The organism is Jeongeupia wiesaeckerbachi (assembly GCF_050916355.1).
Classification (GTDB): Bacteria; Pseudomonadota; Gammaproteobacteria; order Burkholderiales; family Chitinibacteraceae; genus Jeongeupia; species Jeongeupia wiesaeckerbachi.
Genome location: NZ_CP136946.1, coordinates 2,741,671 through 2,755,040 on the forward strand (window position 1 = coordinate 2,741,671; position 13,370 = coordinate 2,755,040).

Consider the following 13,370-nt stretch of genomic DNA (forward strand, 5'->3'; position numbering starts at 1 on the left):
CCACCCTTTGCCATTTTCACGCGCCCGTTCTTTATTGATCTTTACCCCTATCCGGCCACGAGGGCCTGTCGATGAAATGTCCGTTCTGCGGTTCCCCCGATACCCAGGTGGTCGACTCGCGCGTTTCCGACGAAGGTGACGCGGTTCGCCGTCGTCGTCGCTGCAACGTCTGCGACAAGCGCTTCACTACCTATGAGACCGCCGACGTGCGCATGCCGCAGGTCGTCAAGCAGAACGGCCAGCGCACCGAGTTCGATCGCGACAAAATCCGCATCAGCTTCCAGCGCGCGCTGCACAAGCGCCCGGTGTCGACACAGCTGATGGACGAAGCCATCGCGCGCATCATCCAGAAAGTGCTCAGCATCGGTGATCGGGAAATTCTTTCGCGCCAGATCGGCGAGATGGTGATGACCGAGCTCGCCAAGCTCGACAAGGTGGCCTACATCCGTTTTGCCTCGGTCTATCGTTCGTTCTCGGACGTCGACGATTTTCGCGACGCGATCCGCGAAGTCACCAGGAAGGACTGAGCGATGTCGCGTACCGCCTGGATCATCCGTCACCTCGCTTTCGAAGACCTTGGCACGCTTGCCGACGTTTTCATGGCCCGTGGCTATGCGCTGCGCTATCTCGAAGCCGGCGTCGATGCGCCCGCTGTGCTGGCCGACGCCGGTATCGACGACCTGCTCGTCGTGCTGGGCGGGCCGATTGGTGCCTACCAGACCGATCGCTACCCGTGGCTGCTGACGGAAACGGTCGCAATTGCCGGCTGGCTCGACAGCGGTCGCGCCGCGCTCGGCATCTGCCTTGGTGCGCAACTGATGGCTGCGGCGCTGGGGGCACGGGTTTATCCGGGGCACGCTAAGGAAATCGGCTGGGCGCCGCTGAGCTTGACCGAGGCGGGGCAGGCGTCGCCGTTGCGGCATCTCGATGGGGCGTTGACGTCGGTGCTGCATTGGCATGGCGATACCTTCGATCTACCGGCGAATGCCGAGCTGCTGGCGTCGAGCACGGTGTATTCGCATCAGGCCTACCGGGTGGGGGTGCGCGTGCTGGCGTTCCAGTGTCACCCGGAAATTGACGCCCAACGCTTCGAGCAATGGCTGATCGGCCATTGCGACGAGCTTGATGCCGCCGGTATCGGCTTTGGTGTCTTGCGTGCGCAGACGGCAGCGGAAGGTGCGCGCCTGCGCACGCAGGCGGCGCTTTGCGTCGGCGAATGGCTGGATTCGCTATGAGCCTGCAGGCGATCCAGGACCGCATCCATATGCAGCACGCCTTGCGTCTCGCGGCGCGGGGGCTGTATACGACGACGCCGAATCCGCGCGTTGGCTGCGTCATCGTCCGCGATGGTGTCGTCATCGGCGAGGGCTGGCATGTCCGCGCCGGCGAGCCGCATGCCGAAGTCCATGCCGTGCGCGCCGCCGGCGATGCCGCGCACGGCGCGACGGCGTATGTGACGCTCGAACCGTGCAGCCATCATGGTCGCACGCCGCCGTGTGCCGATGCGCTGATCAAGGCTGGCGTTGCCCGCGTGGTCGCGGCGATGACCGATCCGAATCCGCAGGTCGCTGGTCGTGGCTTGGCCCGCCTCGCAGCCGCGGGAATCGAAACCGCGTCCGGCGTACTCGAAGCCGAGGCGCGCGAACTCAATATCGGTTTCATCAGCCGGATGCTGCGCGGCCGACCCTGGACCCGGATCAAACTTGCCGCAAGTCTGGATGGCCGGATTGCGCTGGACGACGGACAATCGAAGTGGATCACCGGCGCTGCTGCGCGCGCCGATGTGCAGCGCTGGCGTGCACGCTCGTGTGCGCTGCTGACCAGCGTCGACACGGTGCTGGCCGACGATGCCCAGCTCACGGTGCGCGACTTTGCCGTCGAGCGCCAGCCGCTGCGCGTCGTGGTCGACAGCCGGCTGCGCATGCCGGCCGATGCCGCGCTGTTGCGGTCGCGGGGCGTCTTGGTCGCCGCCGCGATCGAGGCGCACGCAGCGCCCCACGGACGTGCCGCGCTCGAGGCCGCTGGCGCTGAAGTCGTGTTGCTGCCGGGGGAGGATGGCCGGGTCGATCTGCCCGCCTTGCTCGATTTGCTGGGGCAACGCGGAATCAACGAGCTGACCGTCGAAGCCGGTGGCGTGCTCGCAGGCAGCCTGCTGCAGGCAGGGCTGGTCGACGAGTTGTTGCTGTACCAGGCGCCGGTGTTGATCGGCAAGGGCAAGGCGATGGCGGACTTTGCGCTGGCGACGCTGTCAGAACGATATGCGCCGCGTGTGATCGAGCGCCGCAGCGTCGGTGACGATTTGCGCTGGACCTTGCGTTTTACCGATCCGGCCCAAGCTTTCACGGCCTGAATCATGGAGTGCGTGCGATGAGTGAATCTGCGCCGGTCTGTCCGGATTGCGGCAAGCCGCTGGAAGTGCTCAGGGCTTGTGGTGCCACCAGTTATTTTTGCAATCACTGCAACGAGCTCAAATCGTCGCAGCGTGTACTTGAAGCGAACGCCAGCCGCGATGCGGCGGCCGACAAGGAGCAAGACTGAATGTTTACCGGAATTGTCCAGGCCATCGGAACGATCGAGCGGGTTGCGCCGTTTGCCGGCGGCGTCAAGCTGACCGTCCATGCGCCCGAGCTGGAAATGGGGGATGTATCGCTTGGCGACAGCATTTCGCACAACGGTGCATGCATGACGGTGGTCGAGCAGCTTGATCCGCATCGCTACCTGATCGACGTGTCGGACGAGTCGTTGCGTTGCACCGTCGGCCTCGATGTCGAGGGCGGTCGCGTCAATCTGGAAAAGGCAATGCGCCTCGGCGACATGCTCGGCGGCCATCTGGTGTCCGGTCATGTCGATGGCGTTGGTGATGTGCTGTCGTTCGATTCGGTTGGCGAAAACCGCGAGTTGGTGGTTCGCGCACCGAAAGCCATGGCCAAGTATCTGGCCGCCAAGGGCTCGGTGGTCGTCAATGGCGTTTCGCTGACGACCAACTCGGTCCGTGACGTCGAGGACGGCTGCGTGTTCTCGATCAACCTGATCCCGCACACATTGGCAGTGACCACGCTCGGTCAGCTGGCCGCTGGCGCGCAGGTCAATCTCGAGATCGACCTGATCGCGCGTTACGTCGAACGCATGCTGAGCACGGAGCACCGGTGATGAGCGCGATTTCTGCCGTGCAGGACATCATCGCCGACATCCGTGCCGGCAAGATGGTCATTCTGGTTGACGAGGAAGACCGCGAGAACGAAGGCGACCTGGTGATGGCCGCCGAATTCGTGACGCCCGAAGCGATCAATTTCATGGCCAAGTTCGGCCGCGGCCTGATCTGTCTGACGCTGTCGGCCGAGCGCGGCAAACAGCTGAGTCTGCCGCTGATGGTCAGCCAGAACGGTTCGGGTCACGGCACCAATTTCACCGTGTCGATCGAAGCCGCCGAAGGCGTGACCACCGGCATTTCCGCCTACGACCGCGCATTGACGATCAAGAAGGCTGTGGCTTTCGATGCCAAGCCGAGTGATCTGGTGTCGCCGGGTCATGTGTTCCCGTTGCTGGCGCAGCCGGGCGGCGTGCTGGTCCGTGCCGGTCATACCGAAGCGGGTTGCGATCTGTCGCAACTGGCCGGCTTGCAGCCGGCGTCGGTGATCTGCGAGATCATGAACGACGACGGTACGATGGCACGGCTGCCGCAGCTGCTCGAATTCGCTGCCGAACATGAGTTGAAAGTCGGTACGATCGCCGATCTGATCCATTACCGCAGCCAGACCGAATCGCTGATCGAGATCGCCGGTCGCCGCGTGGTCGAGACCGCTGCCGGCCCGTTCGAGCTGGTGGTATTCCGCGATTCGCTGTCGACGGCAACGCATCTGGCCCTCGTGAAGGGGCAGCCGCAAGCCGATAGCGAGACGCTGGTCCGCGTGCACGAGCCGCTGTCGGTGGTCGACTGGATCGATTTCGGCGCCGGCAATCATTCGTGGGACGTCCGTGCCTCGCTCGACGCGATCAACCGTGCCGGCTGTGGCGTGATGGTGCTACTGCACCGTACCGAGACCGGCGAAGACCTGCTCGCGCGGGCGCTGCCCGAGCTAGGCCTGAACAAGGTCAAGCGCTGGGATCTGCGCACCTATGGCATTGGCGCGCAGATGCTGCGCGCGCTCGGCGTCGGCAAGATGCGGCTGCTGAGCCCCGAACGCAAGATGCCGAGCATGGCCGGCTTCGGACTCGAAGTCACCGGCTTTGAAACCCCCTGAATTTGCAGTCCCTCTTTCCAGGAACACACCATGAGTTTTGTCCCGAATCGTGACCAGACCCTGCCGCCGCTGGATGGCCGTGGCTTGCGTGTCGGCATCGTGACCTGCCGCTTCAACGAAGACATCACCACCGCGCTGCGCAATGCCTGCGTTGGCGAACTGGTCCGCCTCGGCGTCGCCGAGAACGCCATCGATGAATTCGCCGTACCCGGCGCGCTTGAAGCGCCTTTGGCGCTGCAGCTGCTGGCCAATACCGGCCGCTACGATGCGCTGGTCACGCTCGGCTGCATCATCCGTGGCGAAACCTATCACTTCGAACTCGTCGCCAACGAGTCCGGCGCCGGGGTGACCCGGGTCGGGCTCGATGCGTCGATGCCGATTGCCAACGCCATTCTCACCGTCGAAAACGATGAGCAGGCCGAGGCCCGCAAGATCGACAAGGGCGTCGATGCCGCCCGCGTTGTCGTAGAAATGGCCCAACTTCAGAAAGCGTTAAAAGCATGAGCGAACACGAACAGCAAGCAAACACCCCACCGGCCAAGCCGAAATCGGCCCGCCGCCGCGCCCGCGAATTCGCGGTTCAGGGGCTGTACCAGTGGAATCTGACCGGTGATACGGTCAACAACATCGAGAAGTTCCTGCGCGAAAGCAGCCCGCAGTTCTCGCGCGCCGACGAGGCTCTGTTCCGTGCGGTGATGTACGGTGCGATCAAGGAATCGGGCGACCTGATCAAGCTGATCACGCCGCACGTCGACCGGCCGCTGGAGGAAGTTAGCCCGGTCGAGGCCGCGGTGATTCTGGCCGGCGCCTTCGAAATCGTCCACATGCCGGAAACGCCGTATCCGGTGATCATCAACGAGGCGATCGAGCTGGCCAAGACGTTCGGCGGGACCGATGGTCACCGTTTCGTCAACGGCGTGCTCGACAAGCTCGCCGCTGCGGTACGTGCCGATGAAGTCGAAGCCATCCGCGCAAAGCGGCGTGGCTGAACGAGCGGGCGGGATCGCGTGAACGAGTTCGGGCTGATCGGCGCCTACTTCGCACGACCTGCGCGCAAGGCGCTGCTGGGTGTCGGCGACGACTGTGCCTTGCTGGCGTCGCCGCCGGCTGGCGAAGTGCTGGCGGTGTCGGTCGACATGCTGGTCGAAGGGCGGCACTTCTTCGCCGACGTCGACCCGCGCGCGCTTGGCCACAAGGCACTGGCGGTCAATCTGTCCGATCTGGCGGCGATGGGCGCAAGGCCGGCGTGGTTTACGCTGGCGCTGGCACTACCGCGTGTCGACGAGGACTGGCTGGCGGCGTTTTCATCCGGTCTGTTCGCGCTGGCCGATGCGGCGGGAATCGAACTGGTCGGCGGTGATACCACGCGTGGGCCGCTGACGGTTTCGATCCAGGTGGCGGGTCACGTGCCGGCCGACGGGGCGCTGCGGCGCGCCGGTGCCAGGGCGGGCGACGACGTCTGGGTGTCCGGCCATCTTGGTGCTGCGGCGATGGCCGTGCGTCATCGCTGTGGCGATATCGTGCTGGATGACGACGTGCTGGCACATTGTGCCGGGCGGCTCGATTGGCCGGTGCCGCGGATGTTGCTGGGCGAGCGTTTGCGAGCGCATGCGAGCGCGGCGCTGGATGTGTCCGACGGTCTCGTCGGTGACTTGACGCACATTTGCACGCAGTCCGGCCTCGGCGCAGATCTGGAATGGGCGCGCATTCCGGTTGACCCGGTATTGCGTAGGTGCGGCGAGGTCGAGCGCCGGCAAGCTGCCTTGTCCGGTGGCGACGACTACGAGTTGTGCTTTACCGCCCGTCCGGGCGAACGACAGGCGATCGAAGCACTGTCGCAGTTGCTGGCGCTGCCGCTGACCCGGATCGGCGTGATGCGCTCCGGGGATGGGGTCGCCGTCCGCGACACCGATGGCTGCCGGCTGGAAACCGGACGCAGCTTCGACCACTTTTCATCACCATGACTTCATCCAATACTTCCGCGCCATCGATCCTGCATCCGGACTGGCGCTTTTTGCTGCGTCATCCCGCGCATTTCATTGCGCTCGGTTTCGGCAGCGGTCTGGCCCGTCAGGCCCCGGGTACATGGGGTACGCTGGCCGGCTTGCCCTGTTACGCGCTGCTGCTGTTCTGGCTGACGCCGGTCCAGATCGCCTGGCTATGCCTGCCGATGTTCGGGCTGGGTGTGTGGGCGGCCAGCGTAACGGGCAGGGCGCTCGGCGTGCACGATCACGGCGGCATCGTGATCGACGAAATTGTCGCGATCTGGCTGGTGCTGACGATCGTGCCGCATACCGGCAGCGGCTGGCTGGCCGCATTTTTGGTGTTTCGCGTTTTCGACATCCTCAAGCCGTGGCCGATCCGGGTGCTGGATGCACGGGTCCCGGGCGGGTTCGGCGTGATGTTCGACGACTTCGTTGCCGCCCTGTACGCCATCGGCATGCTGCTGGGCCTGATGCATGTCTGGCCGGCCCTGCTGATGTACTGAGGCGCTTCGGCGTGCTTGTACCGCAATAAAAAAGCGCCCTCGACGAGGACGCTTTTTTTTTTGGGCTGATCCGCTCAGCGCAGCTGGCCGAGCAGGGCGGACAGCAGCTTGTTGCGCGTGTCGGCATCGACGGTTGCGCCGTCCTTGCCGGTGACGGTCAGTGTGGTCTGGTTGACGCCTTCCTGCAGCCGGACTTCGTAGTCCTTCGGTACCGGCGTCTTGTTGCCCTTGTCGTCCTTTTGCCAGAAAGCCAGCGACGAGAAGAAGCTGTTGCTTTCTTCCTTGCCGATGTCCTCGGCCGCGCGATGGACGTAGTACACGCCCTTGCTGCGGTCGCGGTCGGCCACGACGAAGCCGATCCGGTCGAGTGCCAGGCCGACGCGGCGCCAAGCGCGGTCGAAGTTGTCGTTGATCTTCAGCGAAGTGGCATCATCGCTCAGCGATGCAAAGGCCGCGGTGTTGACCGGCTTCTTCACGACGGTGACCGCTTGTTCTTCGGTCATGCCGAAGCGTTGCAGCATCAGCGCCAGCATTTCGGCCTCAAGCTCTGGATCGGCCTTGCGCGGCACCCAGATCGTCTTGTTGTCCGAGGCATTGGTGCCAAGGCGGCTGGTGTCGGTGTCGCCGGTGTCTTTGTAGACTTCCTGCATGCCACGATGCGAGAGGTAAATCTCGGTCGTGCCCGGCTGGGCGCCGGCTTCGACGCGGGTGCGGAACTTGTCGAGTTCGCCGGTCGAGATAAAGCTGTCCGCGACTTTGCGCAGCAGCTTGGTGACCCAGTCTGCCGGCAGGTTGGCGCGGTTCTCCAGCCAGTCGGTTTCCATGATGCCCAGTTGCGGATTGTCGATCTTCAGCAGGAAGCCGTTGTCGAGCCAGAACTGGTGGATTTCAGGCCAGAGTTTTTTCGGATCGCCCTTGACGACCAGCCAGCGTTGTCCGCCAGCTTCGACCATCTTGGCCTTGCTGCTGTCGTTCAGTACGACTTCGCTGCCGCTGGCTTTGATGCCGACCGCGGCCGGCGTCGATGCGTTGCTTGCGGCGGGCTGGGCATTCAGCGCCGAAGCACTGTTGCTGCGCTCCGGAATGGTGTAGCCGGTGCCGGCGCTAGGCGCGGTCAGGTCGGGCGGCACTTCCAGTGTGTTGTTCGACATATTGTCGCTACCCGAACGGTAGTCGACCTTGCGTTGCAGCATCAATTGATCGCTGGAGCAGCCGACGAGGCTGATGGCGATCGCGATCGGGATCAGGCGGAAAAGCGGTTTCATCAGGTTCTTCGCTAAGGTTGGACGTGGCTCAGAGCACGCCGGCGGCTTGCATGGCTTGGCGGACGGCAGCGTGATTGCCATCAGACAGCCGGGTCAGTGGCAGGCGGATGCCCGACGGAAGCAGCCCCATTTGTTCGAGCGCCCATTTCACCGGAATCGGGTTGGCCTCGACGAACAACTGTTTGTGCAGACCATGCAGCTGGTTGTTAAGTTCACGCGCGCCGGCAACGTCGCCGGCGCGGGCGGCTTTGCACATCTGCGCCATGAGGCGGGGGGCGACGTTGGCCGTCACCGAAATGACGCCATGGCCACCTTGCAGGATGAAGGCGAGGGTAGAGCCGTCATCACCGCTGAGAATGGCGAAATCTTTCGGGGCGCGCTTGATCAGGTCGGCAGCGCGTTCCTTATCGGCGGTTGCATCCTTGATGCCGATGATGCCGGGTACTTCGGCGAGCCGCAGTGCGGTGTCGTTGGACATGTCGGTGATGGTCCGGCCCGGCACGTTGTACAGCAGCGTCGGTAGGCCGCTTTCTTCGGCGATGGCGCGGAAGTGCAGGTACAGGCCTTCCTGAGTCGGCTTGTTGTAGTACGGGACGACCGACAGGCCGAAATCGGCGCCGACTTCCTTGGCGCGTTTGGACAGGTGGATCGCTTCGCGGGTCGAGTTGGCGCCGGTGCCGGCGATGACCGGTACGCGACCCGCAGCCTGCTCGACGACGACGCGGATGATTTCGATATGTTCTTCGACACTGACGGTCGGCGATTCGCCGGTCGTGCCGACGGCGACGAGGCCGTTGGTGCCTTCGGCGATATGCCAGTCGACGAGCTTGCGCAAGCTCGCAAAATCAAGGCTGCCGTCTTCAAACATGGGGGTGGCCAGTGCCACCAAACTACCTGTCAACATGCCCGTTTACCCGTTCTGGTCATTAAACGATCAGCCGGCATTCTAACCGGTGCTGGCGCGGGCGGAAACCCGCAATTGGACTCAATTTCGCCGCTTGCCAAGACGCCGGAGCAGCCATGCGCCAAGGTCGTCGAGCCAGGTGAACACCACCGGGACGACGATCAGCGTCAGCAGCGTCGAGGTGATGACGCCGCCGATGATGGCGTGCGCCATCGGTGCACGCTGCTCCGAACCCTCGCCGAGCGCGAACGCCAGCGGCAGCATGCCGACGATCATGGCTGCGGTCGTCATCAGGATCGGGCGCAAGCGTACGCGCCCCGCCTCGGCAATGGCGTCGGCGCGCGCCATGCCTTCGCGTCGCAGGTGATTGACGAAATCGACCAGCAGAATGGCGTTCTTGGTGACCAGCCCCATCAGCATGATCACGCCGATGATCGAGAAAATGTTCAGCGTGCTTCGCCACATCAGCAGCGCCAGCAGCACGCCGACGAGCGAAAGCGGCAGCGAGGTCATGATCGCAAACGGCTGCAGAAAATGACCGAATTGCGAGGCGAGGATCATGTAGATGAAAATCACGCCGAGCAGCAGCGCCGCCAGTGCATAGCCGGCCGACTCCTGCATGCTCTTGGTGTCGCCGCCGGCAACGAAGCGATAACCTGGGGGCAGCTTGAACTCGGCTTGCAGCTTGTCGATGTCGCGCTGGACTTCGCCGGTGGTGCGGCCGGCGACGTTGGCGGTGATGTTCGCCTCGCGAAACAGGTTGCGCCGGTTGATCTGCACCGGGCTCTCGGAGGGCCGGACCGTGGCGATTTCGGTCAGCGGCACGAGGACAGGCAAGCCGGCGCCGTCGCGCAGCGTGCTGGTGAAATAAATACCTTCGAGGCTGGCACGGTTGGCGCGCACGTCGGCGGCCAGCCGGACATTGACGTCGTAGCTTTCGCCGTCCGGCGCCAGCCAGGTGCCGCTTTCCTCGCCGGCGATCAGTGGGCGCAGCGTATTGCCGATCTGGGTCAGGTCGAGGCCGAGGCTGGCAGCGCGATCGCGGTTGATGTCGATGTCGAGCGCCGGGCGCGCGGTCTTCATGCTCGATTCGACGTCGACGAGGCCCGGAACCGCGTTCAGCCGCTGGGTGAAGTCGCGGCTGAGCGTGCCGAGCCGACCGAGGTCGGTGCCTTGCAGCGAAATCTGGATGGCCTTGCCCTCGGGGCCGCCGCCGCCCAGCGGCATGAGCGAGCGGATCGACACGCCTGCAACCGCTGCGAGTCGGGTACGGAACGCGGTGATGAGTTCGTTCTGGCTGCGATGGCGGGCTTTCTTCGGTGTCAGCATGATCACCATGCGCGCACTGTTCTTGCCTTGTGCGCCGCCGGTGTTGATCGCGGTATAGGTTTCACGGACTTCGGGGAAGTCCTTGAGGGCCGCTTCGACTTGCCGGGTTTTGGCTGCGGTGTAATCGAGCGATGAGCCGACCGGCGTTTCGAACTGCAGCGAGACCTTGGACAAGTCGGGCTTGGGAACGAACTCGGCACCGATGAAGCGCGCCAGCATGAAGGCGGCGACCAGACTGGCGACGGCGATGCCGATCACGGCAAGCCGGTGCGCCAGGCTCCAGCGGATCAGCGCGCTGTAGCGCGTTGCCAGCCAGTCCATGCCGTTTTCGAATGCGTCGAGCAGCTTGCCAAGCGGGCGTTTGCCGCCGTGGACGTGCGGATCGGCCCAGATCGACGACAGCATCGGGTCGAGCGTGAACGAGACGAACATCGAGATCAGCACCGCCGCGCACACGGTCAGGCCGAACTGGTGGAAGAACTTGCCGATGATGCCGCCCATGAAGCCGACCGGCAGGAAGACCGCGACGATGGTCGACGTCGTCGCCAGCACCGCCAGGCCGATCTCCTTGGTGCCGTCCATCGCGGCGGCGAAGTGATCCTTGCCGAGCGCCGCGTGGCGAACGATGTTTTCGCGCACGACGATGGCATCGTCGATCAAGAGGCCGATGCACAGCGACAGCGCCATCATCGTCATCACGTTGATCGTGAAGCCGGCGATGTAGAGCGCGAAGAAGGTGCCGATCAGCGCCACCGGCAGCGTCAGCCCGGTGATGACGGTGCTGCGCCACGAGCCGAGGAAAACGAAGACGATGGCGATCGTCAGCAGCGCGCCTTCGATCATCGTCGTCTTGACGTCGGCCAGCGAAGCGCGGATGCCTTCGGCGTTGTCGCTCAACACCGACAGCTTGATGCCTTCACCGGCATATTCGCGGTTGAGCTTGTCCATCTCGGCGCGGATCCGGTCGCTGACTTCGACCGTATTGGCGCCGTTGACCTTTTTGATGTCGATCGAGATCGCGCGCTGGCCGTTGACCAGCGCAAGGCTGTCTTCCTCGGCCTGACCGTCGCGTACGGTGGCGATGTCGCCCAGATAGGCCGGTGCGCCATTGCGCCAGGCGACGATGACCTTGGCGAAATCGGCCGGGGTTTTCAGCCGTCCCTTGATCTGCACGACCTCTTCGCGGCCGCGGGACTGGATCGTGCCGACCGGTACCTCGGCGTTCTGCGCCCGCAATGCGTTCATCACGTCGTTGACGCCGATTTTCAGTTCGGCGAGTTTTTCCGGCCGCAGGACGACATCGATCTGGCGGGAAATCGCGCCGACCAGCTCGGCCTGACCGACGCCCTGGATAGTTTCGAAGCGCTTCTTGAACACCTGTTCGGCACGGCTGGTCAGTTCGCGCGGGCTGAGCCGGTCCGAGCGCAGCACCAGCGAGGCGATCGGCAGGTCGTCCGGGCTATAGCGGCTGATCGTCGGTGTCTTGACCTCGTCGCGGAAGCTGGGCGTGACGGTGGCGACTTTTTCGCGGACATCCTGAACGGCTGCCTCGGGGTCGACCGACAGGTCGAACTGGGCAACGACGACCGACAGGCCCTGATACGAGAACGAGAACAGCTCGTCGAGGCCGTTGACGGTGTTGAGCGATTCCTCGATTTTCTTGGTGACGTCCGATTCGACAATTTCGGGCGACGCACCGGGGTAGGAGGTGTTGACGACGACGATCGGAAACTTGACGTCGGGCAGCTCTTCAACCGGCAAGCGCTTGATCGAGAACAGCCCCAGTACCAGCAGCGACAACATCATCATTGTTGCGAAAACGGGGTTCTGGATGCTGATACGGGTGAACCACATCGGCGGGGCTCCTGGTCCTGCGATGAACGCTGTGTTGCGCTCGGGGATATGGCGCGGCTGATGAAATCCTGCCGGCGGCGTTTCAGTGGGTTTGCGCCCCGCGGGAAGTCCCTCGGGGGTGGGCCGTTCTTACTTGGATTGCTGTGCTGCGGGCAATTTGACTTGCGCGCCAGCGGTCAGCTGCACATTGCTCGCCAGGACGACGGCGCCGGGCTTGATGCCGCCGGTGATCTCGATCCGCGCGCGCCGTTCGTCCCGTGCGCCGGTCGTGACGACCCGGCGAACCAGCTTGCCGGATTCGATGGCGAGCACGAACTGCTCGCCGTTTTCGTCGTGGACTGCCGGCAAGGGAAGGTTCGGGACGCCGGCATGCGTTGCGATCTCGATCGCGCCTTGGGCGAACAAGCCGCTGCGCAAGGTGTCTTGCTGTTGATCGATGCGGATGTAGACCGGCACGGCTTTGGAGGCATCGTTGACGCTGGGGTTGATGCGCGCGACATGACCGATGTACTGCGCCGGAAAGCCGTCGATGACAAAGCGGACCTGTTGCTCCGGTGCGATTTCGCCAATGCGGCGCGCCGGCACATTGGCGACGAGTTCCAGGCTGTTCAGGTCGACCACGGTCAACAGCTTGCCGTTGATGCCGACGTGCTGCCCCGGATCGACAAAGCGGTCGGCCACCATGCCGTCGAACGGTGCGGCGATCACCGCTTTGGCCAGCGCCTGCTGCGCCAGACCGAGTTGCGCCTCGGCGGAGCGTGTGTCGGCGATGGCCGATTGCAGCTGGTTCTGCGTGGTGTCGAACGCGTTCTTGGAAATGAAGTTCTGCTTCAGCAGATCCTGATTGCGCTCGCTCAGCTTGCGGTTGTAAGCCAGCAAGTCACGGCTTTTGGCCAATTGGGCCTGCGCAACGGCAAGCTGGCGCGCGAGGTCGTCGGCGTTGAGGCGGGCCAGAATCTGACCACGGCGGACATGCTGGCCGGGGCGGACGTTGACCGAGGCGACCTGGCCTTCCACTTGCGCGGTGATCGTCGTTTGCTGTTCGGCTTGCAGGGTGCCGGTGATGGCCAGCGTGTGCGTGACGTCGCCCTGCTCGACACGGACGATGTCTTCCGATGCCAGCTCGACCGCTGCGATCTTGTTTTCCGGGCCGGGGCTGGGTGTGGGGCGGTGGGTAATGGCGGCGATGAGTACGCCGGCGCCAATGAAGGCCAGTACGGCGATCAAGAGCGTGCGGGGACGGAGTTTCATCGACCTGAATCCTGGGGTGAACGGGGGCAGCGCCGCAT

At 64.1% G+C, this 13,370-nt stretch carries 14 protein-coding genes; 10 read left to right on the forward strand and 4 right to left on the reverse strand.

The window, feature by feature from the left end:
- Positions 1-71 precede the first annotated feature (71 nt).
- Genes nrdR through R0382_RS13515 form a run of 10 tightly spaced genes read left to right on the forward strand, consistent with a single transcriptional unit; the run spans position 72 to position 6,729 of the window.
- Complete coding sequence (gene nrdR / locus R0382_RS13470; protein WP_070525553.1) at positions 72-527, forward strand: transcriptional regulator NrdR; 456 nt, start codon at positions 72-74, stop codon at positions 525-527.
- A 3-nt stretch (positions 528-530) separates the two neighbouring features.
- On the forward strand, positions 531-1,235 hold the full coding sequence (locus tag R0382_RS13475; protein WP_432720186.1) for a glutamine amidotransferase: 705 nt from the start codon (positions 531-533) through the stop codon (positions 1,233-1,235).
- On the forward strand, positions 1,232-2,350 hold the full coding sequence (gene ribD / locus R0382_RS13480; RefSeq protein WP_432724168.1) for a bifunctional diaminohydroxyphosphoribosylaminopyrimidine deaminase/5-amino-6-(5-phosphoribosylamino)uracil reductase RibD: 1,119 nt from the start codon (positions 1,232-1,234) through the stop codon (positions 2,348-2,350). Before R0382_RS13475 ends, ribD begins: the two co-directional genes overlap by 4 nt.
- Before the next feature lie 17 nt (positions 2,351-2,367).
- Entirely contained in the window at positions 2,368-2,538 is a 171-nt protein-coding gene (locus tag R0382_RS13485) for a zinc-ribbon domain-containing protein (protein ID WP_432720187.1), read from the forward strand.
- Complete coding sequence (locus tag R0382_RS13490) at positions 2,539-3,150, forward strand: riboflavin synthase (RefSeq protein WP_432720189.1); 612 nt, start codon at positions 2,539-2,541, stop codon at positions 3,148-3,150.
- A complete protein-coding gene (gene ribBA, locus R0382_RS13495) occupies positions 3,150-4,241 on the forward strand; it encodes a bifunctional 3,4-dihydroxy-2-butanone-4-phosphate synthase/GTP cyclohydrolase II (protein ID WP_432720191.1) in 1,092 nt (363 codons plus the stop codon). Before R0382_RS13490 ends, ribBA begins: the two co-directional genes overlap by 1 nt.
- A gap of 30 nt (positions 4,242-4,271) precedes the next feature.
- Positions 4,272-4,745, forward strand: a complete 474-nt coding sequence (gene ribH / locus R0382_RS13500; protein WP_432720192.1) for a 6,7-dimethyl-8-ribityllumazine synthase — start codon at positions 4,272-4,274, stop codon at positions 4,743-4,745.
- Positions 4,742-5,230, forward strand: coding sequence for a transcription antitermination factor NusB (gene nusB, locus R0382_RS13505; protein ID WP_432720193.1), 489 nt, complete (start codon positions 4,742-4,744; stop codon positions 5,228-5,230). The genes ribH and nusB overlap by 4 nt, the downstream gene beginning before the upstream one ends.
- Positions 5,231-5,248: 18 nt before the next feature.
- The gene (gene thiL, locus R0382_RS13510; RefSeq protein ID WP_432720194.1) at positions 5,249-6,205 is read left to right on the forward strand and encodes a thiamine-phosphate kinase; all 957 of its coding nucleotides are present in this window, start codon (positions 5,249-5,251) and stop codon (positions 6,203-6,205) included.
- Positions 6,202-6,729, forward strand: coding sequence for a phosphatidylglycerophosphatase A family protein (locus tag R0382_RS13515; protein WP_432720195.1), 528 nt, complete (start codon positions 6,202-6,204; stop codon positions 6,727-6,729). The genes thiL and R0382_RS13515 overlap by 4 nt, the downstream gene beginning before the upstream one ends.
- Before the next feature lie 74 nt (positions 6,730-6,803).
- Here the strand turns inward: R0382_RS13515 and bamC are convergent, their stop codons facing one another.
- From bamC to R0382_RS13535, 4 genes are all read right to left on the reverse strand, one after another.
- Positions 6,804-7,994 carry an outer membrane protein assembly factor BamC gene (gene bamC / locus R0382_RS13520; protein ID WP_432720196.1) on the reverse strand — a complete coding sequence of 397 codons (1,191 nt, stop codon included), beginning with the start codon at positions 7,992-7,994 and terminating at the stop codon, positions 6,804-6,806.
- Between the two features lie 28 nt (positions 7,995-8,022).
- Positions 8,023-8,898 carry a 4-hydroxy-tetrahydrodipicolinate synthase gene (dapA, locus tag R0382_RS13525; RefSeq protein WP_432720197.1) on the reverse strand — a complete coding sequence of 292 codons (876 nt, stop codon included), beginning with the start codon at positions 8,896-8,898 and terminating at the stop codon, positions 8,023-8,025.
- 81 nt (positions 8,899-8,979) lie between these two features.
- Positions 8,980-12,081, reverse strand: a complete 3,102-nt coding sequence (locus tag R0382_RS13530; RefSeq protein WP_432720198.1) for an efflux RND transporter permease subunit — start codon at positions 12,079-12,081, stop codon at positions 8,980-8,982.
- Positions 12,082-12,210: 129 nt separating this feature from the next.
- The gene (locus R0382_RS13535) at positions 12,211-13,332 is read right to left on the reverse strand and encodes an efflux RND transporter periplasmic adaptor subunit (RefSeq protein WP_432720199.1); all 1,122 of its coding nucleotides are present in this window, start codon (positions 13,330-13,332) and stop codon (positions 12,211-12,213) included.
- Between the last annotated feature and the right edge of the window lie 38 nt (positions 13,333-13,370).

Excerpts from the sequence above, each read along its gene's own strand:
- R0382_RS13475 (WP_432720186.1), top strand. The coding sequence starts at position 531 with ATGTCGCGTACCGCCTGGATCATCCGTCACCTCGCTTTCGAAGACCTT.
- R0382_RS13530 (WP_432720198.1), bottom strand. The coding sequence starts at position 12,081 with ATGTGGTTCACCCGTATCAGCATCCAGAACCCCGTTTTCGCAACAATG.
- nusB (WP_432720193.1), top strand. The coding sequence starts at position 4,742 with ATGAGCGAACACGAACAGCAAGCAAACACCCCACCGGCCAAGCCGAAA.
- ribBA (WP_432720191.1), top strand. The coding sequence starts at position 3,150 with ATGAGCGCGATTTCTGCCGTGCAGGACATCATCGCCGACATCCGTGCC.
- dapA (WP_432720197.1), bottom strand. The coding sequence starts at position 8,898 with ATGTTGACAGGTAGTTTGGTGGCACTGGCCACCCCCATGTTTGAAGAC.
- nrdR (WP_070525553.1), top strand. The coding sequence starts at position 72 with ATGAAATGTCCGTTCTGCGGTTCCCCCGATACCCAGGTGGTCGACTCG.
- R0382_RS13515 (WP_432720195.1), top strand. The coding sequence starts at position 6,202 with ATGACTTCATCCAATACTTCCGCGCCATCGATCCTGCATCCGGACTGG.
- R0382_RS13535 (WP_432720199.1), bottom strand. The coding sequence starts at position 13,332 with ATGAAACTCCGTCCCCGCACGCTCTTGATCGCCGTACTGGCCTTCATT.
- R0382_RS13485 (WP_432720187.1), top strand. The coding sequence starts at position 2,368 with ATGAGTGAATCTGCGCCGGTCTGTCCGGATTGCGGCAAGCCGCTGGAA.
- ribD (WP_432724168.1), top strand. The coding sequence starts at position 1,232 with ATGAGCCTGCAGGCGATCCAGGACCGCATCCATATGCAGCACGCCTTG.
- R0382_RS13490 (WP_432720189.1), top strand. The coding sequence starts at position 2,539 with ATGTTTACCGGAATTGTCCAGGCCATCGGAACGATCGAGCGGGTTGCG.
- bamC (WP_432720196.1), bottom strand. The coding sequence starts at position 7,994 with ATGAAACCGCTTTTCCGCCTGATCCCGATCGCGATCGCCATCAGCCTC.
- ribH (WP_432720192.1), top strand. The coding sequence starts at position 4,272 with ATGAGTTTTGTCCCGAATCGTGACCAGACCCTGCCGCCGCTGGATGGC.